General features: G+C 73.1%; 7 protein-coding genes. 2 read left to right on the top strand and 5 right to left on the bottom strand.

The genetic code is table 11. The features are described 5' to 3' along the window. Nucleotides 1-662 precede the first annotated feature (662 nt). Nucleotides 663-4,493, top strand: coding sequence for an nSTAND1 domain-containing NTPase (locus ABT015_RS02055; RefSeq protein WP_350875765.1), 3,831 nt, complete (start codon nucleotides 663-665; stop codon nucleotides 4,491-4,493). A gap of 45 nt (nucleotides 4,494-4,538) precedes the next feature. On the opposite strand, the gene ABT015_RS02050 is transcribed toward ABT015_RS02055, so the two are convergent. After that, nucleotides 4,539-7,439 (bottom strand): glycoside hydrolase family 3 C-terminal domain-containing protein, encoded by a 2,901-nt coding sequence (locus tag ABT015_RS02050; protein WP_350875763.1) that lies wholly within the window; start codon nucleotides 7,437-7,439, stop codon nucleotides 4,539-4,541. 497 nt (nucleotides 7,440-7,936) lie between these two features. On the opposite strand from ABT015_RS02050, the gene ABT015_RS02045 reads away from it, so the two are divergent. Next, nucleotides 7,937-12,826, top strand: coding sequence for a glycosyl hydrolase family 18 protein (locus ABT015_RS02045; protein ID WP_350875760.1), 4,890 nt, complete (start codon nucleotides 7,937-7,939; stop codon nucleotides 12,824-12,826). 127 nt (nucleotides 12,827-12,953) lie between these two features. Here the strand turns inward: ABT015_RS02045 and ABT015_RS02040 are convergent, their stop codons facing one another. Genes ABT015_RS02040 through ABT015_RS02025 form a run of 4 tightly spaced genes read right to left on the bottom strand, consistent with a single transcriptional unit; the run spans nucleotide 12,954 to nucleotide 17,455 of the window. Beyond that, nucleotides 12,954-13,712, bottom strand: a complete 759-nt coding sequence (locus tag ABT015_RS02040; RefSeq protein WP_350875758.1) for a thioesterase II family protein — start codon at nucleotides 13,710-13,712, stop codon at nucleotides 12,954-12,956. Between the two features lie 59 nt (nucleotides 13,713-13,771). Beyond that, the gene (locus ABT015_RS02035) at nucleotides 13,772-15,007 is read right to left on the bottom strand and encodes a cytochrome P450 (protein ID WP_350875756.1); all 1,236 of its coding nucleotides are present in this window, start codon (nucleotides 15,005-15,007) and stop codon (nucleotides 13,772-13,774) included. Then, complete coding sequence (locus tag ABT015_RS02030; protein WP_350875754.1) at nucleotides 15,004-17,070, bottom strand: amino acid adenylation domain-containing protein; 2,067 nt, start codon at nucleotides 17,068-17,070, stop codon at nucleotides 15,004-15,006. The genes ABT015_RS02035 and ABT015_RS02030 overlap by 4 nt, the downstream gene beginning before the upstream one ends. 4 nt (nucleotides 17,071-17,074) lie before the next feature. Next, nucleotides 17,075-17,455 (bottom strand): nuclear transport factor 2 family protein, encoded by a 381-nt coding sequence (locus ABT015_RS02025; protein ID WP_350875752.1) that lies wholly within the window; start codon nucleotides 17,453-17,455, stop codon nucleotides 17,075-17,077. Nucleotides 17,456-17,491 lie beyond the last annotated feature (36 nt).

Genomic DNA, 17,491 nt, shown 5'->3' with positions numbered 1-17,491 from the left:
TCACACAGCTCCGCCCGCCGCCCCGGCCGGAGAACGAGGGCCGGAGCGACGGGCAGGTGAAGGTCAGGCCTGGGCGTTGCCCGGCCGGCGCCCGGCGGCGTCGGTGGCGCTGTCGAGGAGAACGACACCGGGGGTGCGGGCGGCGGCCTGGTAGGGCGCGGCGGCGAACTCCCCGGGGACGGCCTGTTCGCGGATCAGGTCGGCGATGGTGACGAACGCCTGCTGGTCCGGCCCGCGTGTGCCGGAACCGCGTGCGAGTGCTCCTGGAACGACTGCCGGAAGGCGCCCGGGCCCCCGGCTCCGATCCGTTCGTGCAGCGAACAGTCCACACCTCTGGTTGTCCGGCCGCCGCGAAGCAGTTCCAGTGAGCTGCGTCACAGGTGTGCCGGCAACCGGCGGATGTCCTTGGCGCTGGCGACGGGTCCTCCGCGCAGGTGCCGATTTGAGCGGCGGCACCTGCGCGGCGGCACCTGAGGCGCTCGGCCCGGTGGCAAGCGGCTGCCACCGGGCCGTCCCCCGAACGCCACGAGGTGTTCCGGCGAACCCCCCGTTGCCGAGAACTCTGCAGCGGCGGCGCATTGTCCGAAAGAGCCCTCTGGGCAGGACATTCAAGTCGGACAACGATGTGAGGGGGCGGGAGGGGCCTGCCAGGGGTGGTGAACGTGGACGCGCGGCCGAACGGGACACAGCGCAAGGCCCGACTGGGCAGACCGGAGCGGTTCGTCGATCCGCAGGCCGGTCCGGTGGAGCGGCTCGCCTGGGAGCTTCGCCAGTTGCGGGACCGGTCGGGCGCACCGAGCTACCGCGCGCTGGCGAAGGAGTCGCACTACTCCGCCAGCACGCTGGCGGAGGCGGCGAAGGGCGAGCGCCTGCCGTCGCTGGCCGTGGTGCTCGCCTACGCGCGGGTGTGTGGCGGGGAGAAGGCGGAGTGGGAGGCCCGCTGGCTGGCGGCTTCCCGCGCCGTCCAGGGGCCGGCCGCCACGGCACAGGACGACGATGAGGACCGCGCGGACGGGGGCGACCCCGCTCACTGCCCGTACCTGGGACTGGCCGCGTTCGGCACGGGGGACGCCGACATCTTCTTCGGCCGGTCGGAACTGGTGAGCCACCTGGTCCGGCACGTGGGTGACCACCGGCTGACGGCAGTCGTCGGCGCCTCCGGCAGCGGCAAGTCCTCACTGCTGCGGGCCGGGCTGCTCCCCCGGCTCGACGAGTCCTGGCACACCGCGCCGCTGGTCCCCGGCGACCACCCGCTGCGGGCGCTGGCCCTGGCGGTCTGCGCCCTGACGGGCGGTGACGCCGAGGCACTGTCCCGCGCGCTGGCCGACGAGCCCGCGGCCCTGGGGATCGCGCTGGACACCTGGCTGGTCACGCAGCCCGCCGACCGGCGCGTCGTCCTCGTCGTCGACCAGTTCGAGGAGCTCTTCACCACCTGCGCGGACGCCGGGGAGCGGGAGGCGGCCCTGGCCTGCCTGGCCTGGACGGCCGGCGACCGCACGGCCGTCGACGGGACGGCCGACGGCCGCACAGCCGGCGGCGGAGCGGCCGGGGCCGGCGCGGCCGAGGCCCGGGTACGGGTCGTCATCAGCGTGCGCGCCGACTTCTACGACCGCTGCCTCGCCCACCCCGCCCTGGCCGCCGCCCTCCGCTCCGGTGCCCAACTGCCGGTCGGCGCACCCACCCGGGCCGAACTGCGGGACATCGTCGTCGAACCCGCGGCCCGAGCGGGCGTCGTGGTGGACCCCGACCTGCTGGAGGCCGTCCTCGCAGAGGCCACCGGCCAGCCCGGCGCGCTGCCGCTGGTGGCCCACGCGATGCGCGAGACCTGGACCAGGCACCGCGGGACCGTCCTGCGGCTGGCCGACTACCGGGCCACCGGCGGCATGCGGGGAGCCATCACCCAGACCGCCGAGGCCATGTACGCCGCTCTCCCGCCGGGCCACCAGGAGGCCATGCGGCTGCTGTTCCTCCGGCTCACCGCCCCGGGCGAGGGCACCGAGGACACCCGCCGCCGCCTGGCCCGGAAGGAACTCGACGGCCTCGCCGACGCCGCGACCGTCGACGACCTCCTGCACCGGCTCGCCGCCGCCCGCCTGATCGTCCTGGCCGACGGCACCGTCGACGTCGCCCACGAAGCGGTCATCCGCGCCTGGCCTCGGCTGCGCCACTGGCTCGACGTCGACCGCGAGGCCCTGCGGACACACCGCCGGCTCACCCAGGCCGCCCTGACCTGGCACGAACTCCAGCGCGACCCGGGCGCGTTGTACCGGGGAGCGCAGCTCGCCACCGCCTGGAGCTGGTCCCGTACCCGCGGCGCGGCGCTCAACCGGCTCGAGTCCGCCTTCCTGGACGCCAGCACCGCGGCGGACGGCCAGCGCGGCCGTCGCCGGCGCCGGACGGTCGTGGCGCTGGCCGTCCTGACCGTGCTCTCCCTGGTGCTGGCGGTGACCGCGTTCGTCCAGGGGGAGCAGTCCGACGCGCAGCGCCGCGTCGCGGTCTCCCGCGAACGGGCCGCCCAGTCCAGGCAACTCCTCGAAACGCAGCCCGAGGCCGCGGCGCTGGTCGCGCTGGAGGGCTACCGGACGGCCCGCACCACCGAGGCCCGCGGCAGCCTGCTGAGCGCCTACGCCGCCTACTCCTCCAACCAGTTCACCGGTCACACCGGCACCGTGACGGCGGTGGCGTACGCGCCCGACGGCCGCACCCTGGCCACCGGCAGCGCCGACCACACCGTGAAGCTGTGGGACACCACCACCCACCGCATGCTCGCCACCCTGACCGGCCACACCGGCATCGTCAACACGGTCGCCTTCAGCCCCGACGGCCGCACCCTGGCCAGCGCCGGCGCCGACCGCACCGTACGGCTGTGGGACGTCGCCTCCGACCGCACGACGGGCATCCTCACCGGCCACACCGGCGCCGTCTCCTCGGCGGCGTTCTCGCCCGACGGCCGCACCCTGGCCACCGCCGGGTACGACCAGACCGCCCGGCTGTGGGACGTGGCGTCCCAACGCGCCCTCACGACGCTCACCGGTCACGCCGGTTCCGTACGAGCGGTGGCGTACGCGCCCGACGGCCGCACCCTGGCCACCAGCGGCGCCGACCACACCGTGAAGCTGTGGGACACCACCACCCACCGCATACTCGCCACCCTGACCGGCCACACCGGCGCCGTCGGCACGGTCGCCTTCAGCCCCGACGGCCGCACGCTGGCCAGCGCCGGCGCCGACCGCGCCGTGCGGCTGTGGGACGTGGCGTCGCACGACACCACGGCCGTCCTCAACGGGCACACGCAGGAGGTGAGCCAGGCAGCGTTCACCGCCGACGGCCGCACCCTGACCACGATCGGCCAGGACAACACGGTCGCCCTGTGGGACGTGGCCGAGCGCCGACTGACCGCCACCCTCCACGAGACCAACACCTCCGCCCCCGCGCTGGCGCTCTCCCCCGACGGCAACGAGCTGGCCACCACCGCCACCGACAACATCGTCCACACGTGGGACCTCAAGAGCCGCCAGATCGCCGCCACCTTCAGCGCGACGAACGACCTGGACACCCTCGCGACCGTCGCCACCTACGCCCCCGACGGCCGGACCCTCGCCATCGGCCACACCGACGGCTCCGTCACCTCGTGGACCACCGCTCCGCTGCGCCCCGCCGTGACCTTCGCGGCGCACAGCCAAGGCATCATGCACCTGGCGTTCTCCCCGGACGGCCTCCTGCTGGCCGCCGCGAGCTCCGACCGCACGGCACGCCTGTGGGACGCCGCGTCAGGCCGCCCGGTGGCCACCCTCGAAGGCCACACCGACCAGGTGTCGAGCGTCGCCTTCTCCCCCGACGGCCGCACCCTGGCCACCAGCAGCCTCGACACGACCGTGCGCCTGTGGGACGTGGCGACCCACCAGACGACGGCGGTCCTCCAGGGGCACACCAGCCTGGTCTCCAAGGCCGTCTTCGCCCCCGACGGCCGCACCCTGGCCACCGCCGGGTACGACGGGACGGTGCGCCTGTGGGACCTGGCCACGCACCGCACCCTCGCCGTGCTGTCGGAGAACACCAACGCCATATCTTCCCTGGCCTTCTCCCCCGACGGCCGCACCCTGGCCACCGGCAGCTCCGACGCCACCGTGCGCCTGTGGGACGTGGCGCAGCGCCGGACGGTCGCCACCCTCACCGGCCACATCAACACCGTCTTCTCCGTCGCCTTCAGCGCCGACGGCCGCACGCTGGCCAGCACGGACGCCAGCGGCACGGTGTGCCTGTGGGACGTGGCATCACAGCAGGTCACGGCCCTGCTCGTCGGTCACACCAGAGCCGTGCACACGGCCGCCTTCAGCCCCGACCAGAGCACGCTCCTCACCGCCGCCGGCGACGGAGCACGGCTGTGGCCCACGGACGCGGACCGGACCGCCGACCGCATCTGCGACCTGAGCCGGAGCAACCACTGGCCCGAATCCCTCTCCGGCTCCGCCACGGGCCGCGCCTGCCGGTGAGCGGCCTCGCGGCGGAACCGTCCGGGGCCCGGACGGCGGTGGGTGTCAGGACGGGAGGGTCCAGCGCTGGTTGGGGCCGCCGTGGCAGTCCCAGATCTGCAGCCTGGTCCAGTCGGCGCCGCTGCCGTCGCGGGCGTCGAGGCAGCGGCCGGAGGCCGGGTTGAGGAGGGTGCCGTCCGGGCGTGGCTGCCAGCGTTGGGCGCCGGTGCCGTTGCAGTCGTAGAGCTGGGCGGGCGTCCCGGCGGCGGTCCAGCCGTTGGTGACGTCCAGGCACTTGCCGAGGGCCCGCAGGGACTCGTCCTGCCCGACGGTCCAGTCCTGGGCACCGGTGGAGTTGCAGCGGTAGAGCTGGACGGCGGTGCCGTTGGCCGTGTCGGCGCGGTTGAGGTCCACGCACTGCCCGGCGATGCCGGTCACCCGGCCGCTCGGGCGGGGGGTGGCCCAGCTCTGTTCGGCGCCCCCCGAGCAGGTCCGCAGCAGCAGCCGGCCGTCGGCGGCCGCGAGGCAGCGGCCGGACCCCGGGTGGAGGAGCGAGGAACCCGGGCCCGGGCGCCACACCTGGTCGGCGCCCGCGGTGCAGTCCCGCAGCCGGACGGCGGCGCCGTCGTCCGGGCCCGCCGGGGTCAGGCAGCCGTCGAGGGCGCGGACGGTGCCGTCCGAGCCGAGCGTCGCGTCCTGGGCCGCCGTGCCCGCGCAGCCGGCCAGCCGTACCGCCTCGTTGCCGTCCGCGGCGGCGGCGGCCGCGTCCAGACAGGACCCGTCGGCACCGGTGATCCGCCCGGACCAGGTGGAGACGGCCGGAGAGCCCGGGACGTCCACCGCGCCCTGCAGCTTCGGCGCGCGCGAGGAGGAGCCGACCATGAGGCCGTACCGCCCGCCGGGCACCTGCCAGCCGTGCACCCCGGGATCCCAGACCGCGAAGGAGGAGCGGTCCAGCGGCAGTTCCACGTGCGTCGACCGGCCGGGCGCCAGCGTGACCTTGTCGAAGGCCTTGAGCTGCTGCGGCGGCTCGCCGGCGGCGGGCGGGAAGGAGACGTACAGCTGCGGCACCTCGGTGCCGGTCCGGGCGCCCTGGTTGGCGAGGTCGAAGCCGACCCGCACCCGGCCGGCGGCGTCCGGGCCGGTCACGGTGAGGTTGCTGTAGCCGAAGGTGGTGTACGAGAGGCCGTGGCCGAAGGGGAACAGCGGGGCGGTGGCGGTCGCGTCGTACCAGCGGTACCCGACCGCGAGCTGCTCGGTGTAGTGGTAGGCGCCGTCCGTGCCGGGGTACTGGGAGGCGTCCCGGATCGGCGTGGCCGCCGCCGAGGTCGGGAAGGTGACGGGCAGCCGCCCCGCCGGATCGGCGTCGCCGAACAGCACGTCGGCGAGCGCGGTGCCGCTCTGCTCGCCCGGGTACCAGGCCTCGACCACCGCCGGCACCGCGTCCAGCCACGGCATGGTGACCGGCCCGCCGGTGTTGAGCACCACCACCGTCCGCGGGTTGGCGCGGGCGACGGCGCGGATCAGCGCGTCGTCCGCCGGGGCGAGGTCCAGCGAGCCGCGGTCCGCGCCCTCGGTCTCCTCGTCGCCGACCACCACCACCGCGACGTCCGCCCCGGCGGCCACCGAGGCGGCCGCGGCCGCGTCGTCGCCCGGGTGGTAGCGCACCGAGACGCCCGCACCGGCCCGGGCGGCGATGCCCTGGCGCGGCGTCACGACCTGGTCGGGGTAGGGGGCGACGTGCGAGGAGCCGTAGCCGCCGGTGTAGGCGTGGTCGGCCCACGGGCCGATCACCGCGACGGACGACAGGTGGGCGGCGTCCAGCGGCAGCACCGGTCCCTGGTTGCGCAGCAGCACCGTCCCGGCGGCGGCCGCCGCCCGGGCGTCGCGCGCGCCGGCGGCGGGGTCGGCGGCGGGCGGCTGGCCCCCGTCCAGCGCCCCGGTCCGGACCATCAGCCGCAGCACCCGCCGCACCTGGTCGTCCAGGACGGCCGGGGCGAGCCGCCCGTCGGCCACGGCGGCGCTCAGGTCGGCGAAGTACGTCGTACCGCCGAACTCCTGGTCCAGCCCGCCCGCCGCGGCGTTCACCGAGGAGTGCGTGGCCGGGTAGTCGGAGCCGACCACCCCGTCGAACCCCCAGCGGCCCTTCAGCACGTCCCGCAGCAGCGGGAAGTTCTCGCACGCCCAGATGCCGTTGACCGGGTTGTAGCCGCACATCGCCGACCAGGCCCGGCCGTCCCGGACGGCCGCCCGGAAGGCGGGCAGCTCGATCTCGGCCAGCGTCCGCTCGTCCACCTCCGAGCTGTACGACTGCCGGTTGTTCTCCTGGTTGTTCGCCGCGAAGTGCTTCACCTGCGCCGCGACGCCCTGCGCCTGGATGCCGCGGACCTCCGCCGCCGCGACCCGCCCGGCGAGGAACGGGTCCTCCCCCAGCGTCTCGAAGTTCCGCCCGCCCTGCGGCACCCGCACGAGGTTCACCATCGGCGCGTACAGCACCTGGTAGCCGCGCGCCCGGGCCTCGCGGCCCAGCACCGCGCCGTAGGTGGTGGCGAGCCCCGGGTCGAAGGCGGCGGCCAGCGACACCGGCGCCGGCAGCGCCGTCGCCGGTTGCCCGTCCCGCACCCCGGCCGGGCCGTCGGACAGCAGCAGCGGCGGGATGCCGAGCCGTGGCACGCCTCGGACGTAGCCGACCGCGTACACCCCGTTCGGTGCGGCGATCCCCTCCAGCAGCGTCGCCTTCTCGTCGGTGGTCAGCTGGCCGAGGAGCGCTTCGATCCGCTGCTCCGGCGACGGCCCGACCTGCGACCACCCACCGGGCGACCCCCCGTCCTGGGACCGCCCGCCCTGCGGCGGCGGACCGCCCGGCCCGGCGACCGCTGGGACCATGCCGGAGCCGGAGGCGGCCGCCAGGAGGCAGCCGCTGAGCCCGAAACGGAGTATTCGCGTCCACGAGGAGATACGCCGCATGGCAGCACCTTTCGACGAAGGCGGGCCGGGCCGGGAGGGCCGGGAAATGTGACGGTCTATCGAATTTACGGCGCATTAACACTTACCGGCAGGTAGCGCGCAAGGGCGTGTCGGATGCACCAAGGGCGCAGACAGTCACCGAGGGGCGCGGTCGGGGCGCCCCGAGCGGAGGCCGCCCAAGGCGGCGGGGCGCCGTTGACGCTTCGTGTATCCGATGTCAACGCGACACCCCTAGACGGACGGTGCTGCGCAACGGCCGGTACGCCGAGTTCCTCGGCGCGATCGCTTCGCCCGGCCCCGGAGGTCGTCGCCGCAGGGCGCCGAGCCCCGAGCGGGCCGGCGCTGTCCATCGCGTGTCTACCGGCGCCTCGTACGTTCTGCCGCATCAATGTCACCGATCCTTGGGAGAGGACATGTTGCGGTTGCGAACGACCGTCCGGCCAGGCCGGGCACCGGGGGGCCCACCGCCCGGACGGCTGGTCGGAGGGCTCCGGCGGATGCTGGTGGTCCTGCTGGCGGCCCTCCTCCTGCCCATCGGGGCGACCGGGCCGGCGCACGCCGCCGACCCGCCGGACCCGGCTCGTCCTTACCTCCAGCTCATCGAGCTGCTGCGGGGGAACTTCACCCGCCCGTACCGTGGGGACTTCAACGTCACGCTCGATGACCCGAACCCCGTGATGGTCGACCTCTTCGATCTGGGACACCCGGATCAGGACCCCGTGCCGGGGATGGTAACCGGACTGATCATCGCGCCGCGCGACATGTACATCTGCGGCTTCTACACCGTCCGATCGGGCGTGAAGACGCTCTACCGCTTGGCCGACAGGGGCGTCGGCACATCGCGGACTGCCCGCGACAACTGGTTCGCGCAGCAGCAGCAGCGGCCGCCGCAGCCGCGACCAGGGGAAACCCCCCTCCGTGTCCAGTATCGCGAGCTCAACGACATCGGCGTCGAGTACGGCGACCTCAGGAACGAGTCCGCCACGGCAGGCAACCCCTTCACATTCGAGAACAGCTGGGTGAATGTCGATGCGGACGCGCTGAGGCGCGCCGTCGGAGTCCTGGAGAACGTCCGCGCCGGCGACGCGGCCCAGGCGCAACGGACACCATGGTTGCGCAGCGCACTGATGGTCCTCGTCGAAGCCGTGGCCGAGGGCACCCGGTTCGACAACGTCAGGAACGGCGTCGCGGCGGCGATGCGCAGCCGGATCCCGGCCCGCATCCGCGAGTACGAGCCCCAGATCCTGAACTGGGCCGCGCGAAGCAGGGACCTGTGGGACGCCAACCAGGACCCGAGCAACTCCTGGTTCGCCGCCACCGCGGCCGCCGTCGGACTGGCCGTCCTCCAGGTCCAGGCGCAGGGTCGGATCTGCCGAATACCGCGGTCGAGCGACGGCCCGTTCGCGTGCTCCCAGCCGCTGGTGGAAGCGAGTTTCAGCACCAGCCGTGATGTCTACCTTCTCCAAGGGCCGTTCGTCGCCCGCATCGCGGACTTCCCGACCAACGCCAGCCTGGCCGGAGGCAAGGAGGACACCATCTCCCACCTGTGGCCGGTCCTGGGAAACACACCATTCGCGAACGGCTTCGACGCGGCCTTCACGCTGCCGGAGGACCCGGATGAAGTGATGATGTTCCGGGGGGACCAGTACATGCGGATGAGGGTGGACCCCAACACGGGGACCGCAACGATGACCAAGCCGCCGACCACGATCGCGGACGGGTGGCACAGCCTGGCCGGCAGTGACAGCACCGCACCCTTCACCCAGGGGGTCGACGCGGCCCTGTCGGTGAAGGAGAACCAGGTCTTCCTCTTCAAGGGCGACACGTACGTGTCGCTGGAAGCCAACATCGGCGGTTCCACCGACCGCGTGCTCAACGGGCCCAAGCCCATCGGCGACAACTTCACCGCCCTGACCCGAGCCGGCTGGACCGACGGGTTCAACGCGGCCATCCGGTGGCCAGGCTCGCAGTTCTCCAACAGGGCCTATGCCTCCTTCTTCCGCGGGAACCAGTGGACCAGCGGATTCGTCGCAGCCGGCGGCACGGACGGCACCGTCGTCGTGGGCCCCACGGCTCTGCGCTGGAGCGTCCTTCAGGGCACGATCTTCGCCGCCGGCGACACCACCGGCATGCCGAAGATCCCGCGGATGGACGACAACGGCCGCCCGACGGACACCCCACCGCCGCCGCCCTCGGCGGCCGGTGTCTCGCTGGTCAACGACGGCACCGGCCGGGTGGCCGACGTCGACCAGGCGAACCCCGCCAACGGCACCAAGGTCAAGGCCCTCGGCGGGAACGGGAACCCGGCGCAGAAGTGGAACCTGGACCGCCAGAACGACGGCCGGTTCGCGATCCGGACGGCCCTCGACGCCGGACAGGTGCTGGACGCCAACAGCAACCGGTCGCAGACCGTGGACGGCACCAGCTACTACAGCGCGCTCTGGCGGGACGGCGGGGGCGCGAACCAGCGCTGGCAGCTCGACGCGCTGGACGGGCGGACGTACCAGATCGTCTCCTCGGACGGCGGCTGTCTGACCGACCAGGGCGAGGACAAGGCCCTGGCCTTCTGGAAGTGCGTCGGGGCCGCCGAACAGCGGTGGCACCTGGATGGCGGCGCCAGCACCGGCGACCCCGGGGGGCCGGACTCCGCGGGAGCCCCGTTCGACGACTCGCCCGACGACCGGGGAACGAAGCCCGCCTCCTCGGGCGACTGCCGGCCCGAGGGGATGGCCGCCACCCAGGGGGTGAACGCCCGGTACTGCGACACGTACGACGGCACCGGCCGCGAATGGGTCGGCAACAACCGCAGCCGCCGCGTGGTCGGTTACTTCACCGGATGGCGCGCCGGGGCGAAGGGCGATCCGCGCTACCTGGCGTCCAACATCCCCTGGTCGAAGGTCACGCACGTGAACTACGCCTTCGCGAAGGTGGAGAACAACCGCATCAGCGTCGGTGACGTGAACGACCCGAAGAACCCGGCCACCGGCATGACCTGGGACGGCGACCGGAACGCCATGGATCCGTCCCTCCCGTACAAGGGGCACTTCAACCTGCTGAACACCTACAAGAAGAAGCACCCGGCCGTGAAGACGCTGATCTCCGTCGGCGGCTGGGCGGACACCCGGAACTTCTACGCGATGGCCACCAACGCCGACGGCTCGGTGAACCAGGCCGGCATCGACGCGTTCGCCGACTCCGTGACGGACTTCCTGGACCGGTACGGGTTCAACGGCGTCGACATCGACTACGAGTACCCCGGCGCCCTGCCCGACACGGGCAACCCCAACGACTGGGACGTCTCCAACCCGCGCCGCAAGGGCCTCCAGCAGGGCTACAACGCGCTGATGAAGACCCTGCGGACCAAGCTGGACCAGTCCGGCACGGCCAAGGGCCGCTACTACCTGCTGACCTCGGCCGGGTCCGCCTCCGGCTACCTGGTGCGCGGACTGGACGCCGGCCAGGCGCTCCAGTACCAGGACTTCGTCAACGTCATGAGCTACGACCTGCACGGCTCCTGGAACAAGTTCGTCGGCCCGCAGGCCCCGCTCTACGACACCGGACAGGACAACGAGCTGGCCGCGGCCGGGATCTACAACGACCAGGCCGCGAACACCAAGGACTACCAGAAGAACGGCTACTTCAACACCGACTGGGCCTACCACTACTACCGCGGCGCCCTGCCGCCCGGCCGCATCAACCTCGGCATCCCGTACTACTCCCGCGGCTGGCAGAGTGTACAGGGCGGCACGGACGGCCTGTGGGGCACCTCCGCCATGCCGGACCAGTCCAAGTGCCCGAAGGGCGTCGGCGGCCGGGGCCCGGCCAACGGCCAGGACTGCGGTCTCGGCGCGACCGGCATCGACAACGTGTGGCACGACACCGAGGACGGCCGCGAGGTCGGCGCCGGGTCGAACCCGCTGTGGCACACCAAGAACCTCCAGGACGGCCGCACCCCCGGCTACCTGAAGTCCTACGGCGTCGACCCGGCCACCGACGCGGGCAAGCTGACCGGCGGCTACGCCGAGAAGTACTCGGACCCGCTCCAGGCGTCGTGGCTGTGGAACGACACCAAGAAGGTGTTCCTGTCCACCGAGAACGAGAAGTCGATCGACGCCAAGGCGAAGTACATCGCGGACAAGGGCGTCGGCGGGGCGATGATCTGGGAGCTCGCCGGTGACTACACCAAGCGCTCCAACGGCGAGTGGGGCATGGGCTACGACCTGACCACCCGGCTCGACAACGCCCTCAAGGGCGCGGGGGCGTCCGGCAACACCACCGGCGGCGGCAAGACGCTGCCCGCCCAGGTGATCGACGTCAAGGCCGAGCTGGTGGACTTTCCCACCAACGTCGCGGACATGTGGCCGATGCAGCCGAAGCTGCGGATCACCAACAACTCCAAGGTCGCCCTCGCCCAGGGCACGGAGATCTCCTTCGACCTCCCCACCTCCGCCCCGCCGGTGGTGAAGGACGGGGCCTGGAAGGAGATGAGCGGCATCGTCCCCGGCCACACGGGGCCCAACGCGGGCGGGCTGAAGGGCGACTTCCACCGGGTGACCATCAAGCTCGGCTACTGCGAGGACATCCCCGCCGGCAGGTCGAAGGACATCGACGTCAAGTACTACCTGCCCGTCACCGGCCCCGCGAACGTCACCTTCAGGATCGGCGGCACGGACTACGGCTCCACCGGCGACAAGCGCCGCGCGGTGACGACCGTCGATCCCCCGGCACCGGCCTCCGGGGCCCAGTGCCAGGCCGCACCGTGGCAGGCCCACGCCTACAACCCCAACCCCTCGTTCGCGTTCTGGCAGACCGGCGACAAGTGGATCATCGAGGACCGCAACAGCGGCAACGTCCTCGACCACCCAGGCAGTTGGACCGACGCCCACCTGTCGATGAAGCAGGCCGGCAACGCCAACCAGCTGTGGACGGTGAGCGAGGACGACCAGGGCTGGTACCACATCAAGTCCGCTACCAGCGGCCACGACCAGTGCCTCGGCGCCACCACGGCCAGGGGCACGCTCACGGTGCGGGACTGCGACGGGAAGGTCGACCAGTGGTGGCGGCTGGTGCCGCTCAGCACGGACCAGGCCACCGCGGGCAAGCCGATGCTGGACCGGTGGGTCACCGGTGGCGCCAAGCACGGCAGCTCCTACGCGCTGGGCAGCTTCGCCGACGGAACCGACTGGTGGAGGACCCCGGCCTACCTCGCCGCCCCCGCCAACAGCGCCACCGCCTCCAGCACGAAGATCATCGCCGGGGACACCGACGGCGCCTGGGCCTCGACGGTGTCGTGGAACGGCTTCTACTGGCGCGCCAAGTGGTGGAACAAGGCGACGGACGAGCCCGGCAGGAGCGACGCCTGGCAGAAGCTCGGCCCCACGCCGTAACCGACCTGCACCCTGAGGGGAGTTGACCGCAGCGGGCCCCGGCAGAGCATCGCTCTGCCGGGGCCCGCTGCGCGTCGACGCCGGGGCTGCCGGATCGTCCGGGTACAGGTGCCGGAGGGTACCGGTGTCAGGGGGTGCCGGGCCGGGTGGGCGTCAGGTCTGCGACCAGGAGTGCCAGCAGGTCCGTCGGCGCCTCGATGAAGCGGTAGTGGCCTCCCTCCAGGAGTTCGAAGGTCGTTTCGCCGCAGGCCGACCAGCCGGTCATCAGTGACGGCTCGATGCCCGTGTCCTCCGTCCAGCCGATGGCGGTGATCGGGGACGGCAGCCGGACCGGCTCGGCCACGTGGTACCGCTTGTTCATGTCGACGTCGTTGCGCAGGACGCCGAGATAGAGCGCGAGCAGGCTCGGTTCCAGGGTGCCGCCGAGTTCCGCGACGAGCCGGCGCAGTTCGCCGGCCAGCTCGTCGTCGTCCATGCCGAGGAAGCGGCCGTAGGGGCCGTCCTGCGGCGCGACCTCGGAGGAGACGAACACCCGGGTCGGGGCGGGGCAGCCCCTCTGGACCAGCCGTACGGCGGTCTCGTACGCCGCCAACGCGGAGCCGCAGTGCCCGAACAGCGCGTAGGGACGGTCCAGGTAGGGACGCAGCGCCTCGCAGAGGTCGTCGGCCAGCGCCTCGTAGGTGGTGTGGGCGGGCTCGCGCATCCGGTTCTCCCGGCCGGGCAGCTGCACGGGGCAGACCTCGACGCCGTTGGCCGAGGACGGCCACTGGCGGTACATGCTCGCTCCGCACCCGGAGTAGGGCAGGCAGAACAGCCGGGCCGGTGCCACCGGCGACGGCTCGCGCAGGAACCACTTGTTGCGGGTACGGGCCGTCGGAGCGTTCACTGATGACCTTCCGGGTGGGGTTTCTTCTCGGGTGCGGCTGCGGGGTTCGAAGACGGGCCCTACCGGGTCCGCGCGGTGATCGGCAGGTGGGTGAAGCCCGCGATGATGTTCGAGCGCATGCGTCGTGGCGCCCCGGCGAGTTCGAAGCCGGTGAACCGGCCGAGCAGTTCGGCGAACAGGATCCGCAGGGCCACCCGTGCGACGGTGTGTCCGATGCAGTAGTGCGCGCCGACGCCGAACGCGATGTGTTTGTTGGGCCGCCGACGGATGTCGAAGGTGTCCGGGTCGGCGAACACGGTCTCGTCGCGGTTGGCCGACCCCAGCCACACGACGACCGCGTCCCCCGCGGGGATCGGCACGCCCCGGACCTCGACGTCGCGGGTGGCGTGGCGCATGAAGTGCTGGGTGGGCGAGGCCCACCGCAGGGCCTCCTCCACGCCGCTGCCGAGCAGCTCCGGGTGGGCCGCCCAGTCGTCCAGGACCGCCGTCCCGGCCAGTTCGACCATCGCCGCGATCGGCGGCTGGGCGGTGGTGACGGTCGCGCCGAGCAGCAGGCTGTAGCAGTTGGACACGATCTCGCCCGGCGACAGCCGGCGTCCGTCCAGTTCCATCGTGAGCAGCACGCTGATCAGGTCGTCGCCCGGTGCGCGCCGACGCGCGGTGACGATGTCCTGGAAGTAGGCGAACAGTTCACGGTGGGCGGTCACGAGGGTGGCCCGCGGTCCGGCGGCGAGCTGGAACTCGGGGTCGTCCGCGGCGATGCAGGCGTGAGCGAGCCGGACCAGCCGCGGCCAGTCCTGTTCCGGCAGCGCCATCATGGTGCCGATCACCGCCATCGGCAGGGTGGCCATGGCGGCGGCGAAGTCGAACGGGCCGCCGTCGGCCAGCGGCCGGAGCAGTTCGACGATGACCCGGCGGATGGCCTCCCGGTCGTTCTCCACCGTCTTGATCGACAGCGCCTGCTGCAGCGGGCCGCGCAGGTGCGCGTGCCGGGGCGGGTCGGTCACGGCCATCTGCCGGCCGCCGGCGGGATCGCCCTGGCCGAGGAGGTTGAGCAGGGTGCCCTGTTCGGAGGTGAACGTGTCGTGGTCGCGGAGCACCCGGTTGGCCTCGGCGTAGCCGACGACCGACCAGTAGCCGATGTCGCCGACCGGCTGCCAGCTGACCGGGGCGTGGCGGCGCAGCCGTCGCCACACCTCGTGTGCCCCGCCCGAGTGGTAGAGGTCGGGGTCGATCAGGTCGACCGGCTGCGGGGCGAGGACCGGGCATCGCGGGGTCGGGGGAACGGCCGTCATCGGGGCTGCTCCTGCCGTGCCCCGTCGGCCGGGCCACCCGCTGTCAGGCCGTCCGGGCGCGCCGCCGGGCCGTCCGGGTCCGCCGTCCGCATCCGGGCGGTGAGGGCCGTCGCCAGTTCGGCGACGGTCGGCGAGAGGTACAGGATCTGCGCGGGGAGGTCCACGTCGAACTCGCGCTGGGTGGCGACCAGGAGGTCGGTGGCCAGCAGGGAGTGTCCGCCGAGGTCGAAGAAGTCGTCGTCGACGCCGACCGGTTCGATGCCGAGGATGTCGCCCCACAACTCGGTCAGTCGCGTCTGCACCTCGGTGACGGGCGGGACGAACTCGTTCGCCACGTTGCGCGGTACCCGGGTGGCGCTGGGCAGGGCCCGGCGGTCGATCTTGCCGTTGCGGTTCACCGGCAGTTCGGGACGGACGAGGATCGCCCAGGGGATCAGGTAGCCCGGCAGCCTGTCCCGCAGGTCGTGGCGCAGCCGCCGACCGAGGTCGGCGTTGCCCGCCGGATCGGGCTGCGTGGGCACGACGTAGGCCAGCAGCCGGGTGCCGCCCGCCGGATCGGCCTGCGGCAGCACGACCGCGTGCCGCACCTCGGCGAGCCGTTCCAGCTCGACCTCGACGGCGCGCGGTTCGGCGCGGTAGCCCTGGACCTTGACCTGGTCGTCCGCGCGCCCGACGAACTCCAGCGTGCCGTCCGGCAGCCATCGCACGAGGTCGCCGGTCCGGTACATCCGGGCCCCCGGCTCGGTCCCGAACGGGTCGGGCAGGAAGCGTTCGGCGGTTGCGGCGGGGCGGCCCAGGTAGCCGCGGGCCAGGCCCGCCCCGGCCACGTACAGTTCGCCGCACTCGCCGGCGGGCACCGGCCCGAGGTCGCCGTCGAGCACCGCGACCCTGGTGCCGCTGATCGGGCGGCCGATCGGCACGCTGCGCAGCTCCGGGAGGGTGCTGCTGGTCCAGCAGGTCGTGTACGTGGTGTTCTCGGTCGGCCCGTAGCCGTTGGTGAAGAGCAGCTCCGGGTAGCGGGCCAGCAGGTGCTGGACGTGGCCCGGCGAGGCCACGTCGCCCCCGGTGAGGACGTGCCGCACGTCGGCGAACGCCTCCAGGTGGGAGCTCACCATCTGGTGGAAGAGCCCGGTGGTCAGCAGCAGGACCGTCACGCGCTCGGCGCGGACGACGCGTGCGACGTGCTCCAGCGTGATGGCGACCGGGGGGAAGAGGACCAGCCGGCAGCCGTTGACGAGGGGGGCCCAGATCTCGAACGTGGACGCGTCGAACGCGACCGGCGCGAGGTGGAAGAAGACGTCCTCGGCGCGGACGTCCACCCAGTCCGCACCCCGGACGAGCCGGTCGATCGCCCGGTGGGGCACGCCGACGCCCTTGGGCTCGCCGGTGGAGCCCGAGGTGTAGCTGACGTAGGCGAGCCGGTCCGGGTCGCCGGGGCGGGCCGCGGCCGCCGGCCCGGTGGCCGGCTCCTGCGCCGGGCCGCCTTCCGTCACCGTGACGACGGTGGCGGGCAGCTGTTCCCCCAGGGCCTCTCCGGCGATCACCATGCCCGCGCCGGCGTCCTCGAGCAGCAGCGCGTGGCGGCCGGCCGGGTCGTCCGGTTCGAGTCCGAGGTACGCCCCGCCCGCGATGAGGACGGCGAGCAGGGCCACGATCAGCTCCGGCGACCGCGGCACCAGCACGCCGACGACGTCCTCCGGCGCCAGTCCGGCCGCTCGCAGCCGCCCGGCGAGCCGGTTGGCGCGGTCGTTGAGCTGCTGGTAGGTCAGGGTCCGTCCGTCGCAGGTGACGGCGGGCGCGTGCGGGGCCCGCTCCGCCTGTTCGGCGACCAGCTCGTGGATGGCCCGCGCGTCGAACGGTGGCCGTCCGCTGCCGACGAACGCCGGGATGTCGGAGGTGAGGACCGTCTTGGTCAACTGCTTCCCGCTTTCCTGTGCTGAAGTGTCCCCGTCGGGGTTGAACGCGCGACCGCGTGGGCCGTCGCCGTGGCCGTCGCCGTCGCGGTGGCCGTCGCGGTGGCCGCTGCGCAGCACGTGGTGCGCGGTGTCACCGGGTGCGTCCACCGCCTCAGACCGCCGGCACGTGGAAGAAGGTGTCCCGCGCGGCGATGCGGCCCTGCGGCGTCATCCGGAAGAAGTCCGCGAACCGCAGCTCGACCTCACCGCCGTCGTGCAGCACGCCGCGGAACAGGCCGTGCACCGCCACCTCGTCCTCGGTCGTGACCACGGTGGCCAGGGTGTGCACACCGGTGCGGATCACCCGCTGGTCGCGGTAGAAGCGTTCCAGTTCGGCGTGCCCGACCATGGGTTGGTACCCGGGGCGGTGGTAGCGGGCGTCCGGGGTGAACAGGGCGACCAGCGCGGTCACGTCCCCGGCGTCGACGAGCTGGTAGTACCGGCGGACCTGGGACACCCCCAGCGCCGGGGCCGTCAGGGTTTCCGGGGCCATCGGGGTCTCCGGTGTCGCGGATGTCGCGGGTGTTGC

It is taken from the genome of Kitasatospora sp. NPDC094016 (assembly GCF_040304045.1).
In the GTDB taxonomy this organism is placed as follows: Bacteria; Actinomycetota; Actinomycetes; order Streptomycetales; family Streptomycetaceae; genus Kitasatospora.
This window is presented reverse-complemented; position numbering and strand designations above follow the sequence as displayed.